This window comes from Kribbella sp. (assembly GCF_035655035.1).
GTDB lineage: Bacteria > Actinomycetota > Actinomycetes > Propionibacteriales > Kribbellaceae > Kribbella.
In genome coordinates, this window is the sequence record NZ_DASRVN010000614.1 from 1 (window position 1) to 2,694 (window position 2,694).

A 2,694-nucleotide genomic window follows, 5' to 3' on the forward strand; every position below is an offset into this window, starting at 1 on the left:
ACCCACGGCCGGTGACGACCCGGCCGGGCTCCGCACCGGTACGACGCAGGGCCGCACCTACTGGCAGACGAACCGGGCGGCCGGCACCGGCTACCTCGCGTTCGACGTCGATCACGACTACGTCGACGAGATCGGCACCGATAACGTCCTGGTGACGGTGACCTACCTCGACAGCGGCTCCGGCACGCTCGATCTCCAGTACGACGCCAAGGACAACCCGCAGCACGACGCGACCGACGTACAGCTCACAAACAGCGGGCAGTGGAAGACCGGTGTCTTCTCGCTGACGGGCATCGCGTTCACCAACCGGCTCGGCAACGCCGACGTGCGGATCTTCGGAGGCAGCGAGGATGTCACGATCGCCGGCCTCCGGATCAGTACCGCGGGCGCGTCCGTGCAGCTCGGCGCGACGCCCGTACAGAACGGGATCAGCCCACGCGCCGGTGACGACGCGTCGCACCTGATCACCGGCGTCCAGGACGGCCGCCCGTACTGGCAGACCGACCGTACGGCGCCGTCGCCCGGCATGAGCTTCTTCTACATGAACGTCGCAGACACCTACCTGTACGACAACCACGGCCTCGTGCTGGTCAGCATCGACTACTTCGACGAGGGCAACGGGCAGTTCGGCCTGCACTACGACTCCCCCGGCGACACCATCCCGGACAAGTTCAAGAACTCCGAGGTCGTCCGGTACGGCGACACGAAGACCTGGAAGACCTACACGTTCGCGCTGCCCGACGCGGTGATGACGAACCGCTCGAACGGTAGCGACTTCCGGATCCACAACGGTGACGGCTCCGCCGACCTCAAGGTCGCGGCGGTCCGGGTCGCCAAGGTCGCGGGCACGCTGGACGTCACCGAAGGTCTCGTCGACCTGATCGGCCAGGCCACCCGCGCCGAGCAGGCCGCCCGCGAAGGAACCCGGGACGGGCAGTACCCGGCCGGCAGCCGCGCCACCTTGCAGGCCGCGATCGACAACGCTCAGGCGATCGCGTCCACTCCGGGCGTCACCGACGTACAGGTCAAGGCGGCTCTCACCACGCTGCAGGCCAAGCTGGACGCGTTCACCGCGTCGGTCGTCGACACGAACTTCGCCGGCGACGGTACGGCGTCCGCGAGCGGTGGGACCGGCGCGAGCAATGTGAACGACAACAACCACCAGACTTCGTGGTCGGGCGGTGCCAACTCCTGGCTGCAGCTGGACCTCGGGAAGCCACGCCCGGTGAACGACGTACGGGTGGAATGGGGCGCGGCCTACTCCCCTGACTACACCGTGCAGGTGTCGAACGACGGGACGAAGTTCACCGACGTCGGACGGATCGGCTCGCCCGGCGGCAACCAGATCAGCCGCACCCGGTTCGCCACGGTCAGCGCCAGGTACGTCCGGGTCGCGATGACCGGCGCGGACTCGTTCACGGTCAAGGAACTCCAGCTGAGGCTCAGCCCGGTCGTCGTACCGCAGCCCAAGCTCGTACAGACCAGCAACCCGACCGAGGACGGTGTGGTCGCCGACTTCGACGCCACGCAGTACGGCGCGGACCGCACCGGCAAGCGTGACTCGACGAAGGCGATCCAGCAGGCGATCTACGCCTGCCAGGACGCGGGCGGCGGCACTGTGTGGCTGCCCGCCGGTCAGTACAAGGTGACCGACACGATCGAGGTCCACGCGTTCTGCACGCTCCGCGGCGACCACGGGCAGAAGCTCGGCAGCGGCACCGTGATCATCGCGGACCTGGCCTCCGGCGACAACGGGCCGAGCCTGTTCCGGATCGGCGGCAGCGCCGGCGTCCTGGGCGTCACGACGTACTACCCGAACCAGAACGCGACGAACCCGGTGCCGTACAACTACACGTTCGAGATCCCCGGCGGCGCGTGGATCGGCAACGAGAACTACATGATGTCGACGGTCTCCGACGTGACGATGCTGAACTCGTACCGCGGGATCGGCGTCAGCACGATGCCGAACGACCAGGGCAACGCGCCGAGCTCGGGCCAGGTGCACGAGTCGACGACGATCCGCAACGTGCGCGGTACGGCGCTGCTCGAAGGCGCGCGCGCCTACAACGGCGCGGACGTCGGCACCTGGGAGAACGTTGCCTTCAGCAACTCGTACTGGTCATCGGCGCCGGCCGCGTTCCACCCGCCGGCCCGGGCCGCGCTCGACACCTGGACCCGCGCGCACGGCACCGGGCTCGTGCTCGGCGACCTCGAGTGGGACCAGTTCTACCGGGTCGCGGTGTCCGACTACGCGATCGGCATCCACGTGGTCGCCGGGCAGCGCGCGCAGTTCACGGGCAGCTTCTTGGAACCGGACGTACGCCGGACCGGGGTCGGCATCCAGGTCGACGTCATGGACGACCGCTGGGGCATGACGCTCGCAGGTGGTCACGTCGACAATGGGATTGTCAACAATTCACAGGGGTACGTGAAGATCACCGGGACGGACGTCGTCGGCCCGCAGACCGGGATCATCCACCACATGTCCGGTACGGCGCCGACGTACACGCAAAGGCCGTTGCCGAAGCCGGTGCAGCGGCTGTACGTCGTGGACGCACCGCACGGCGTCGGGTACCTGCCGGCCGCGGACGCGACGCGCGACGTACAGAAGGTGCTCGACCGGGCCGGGCGCGACGGCGGCGGGATCGTGTACCTGCCCGCCGGGTGGTACCGGATCACCACGCACCTCAACGT

The 2,694-nt window shown here is 68.4% G+C and carries 1 protein-coding gene; it reads left to right on the forward strand.

Annotation, left to right across the window (positions count from 1 at the left end; genetic code table 11):
- Positions 1-2,694, forward strand: a 2,694-nt coding sequence (locus VFF46_RS32325) for a discoidin domain-containing protein (protein ID WP_325041032.1), incomplete at both ends; no start/stop codon positions are given.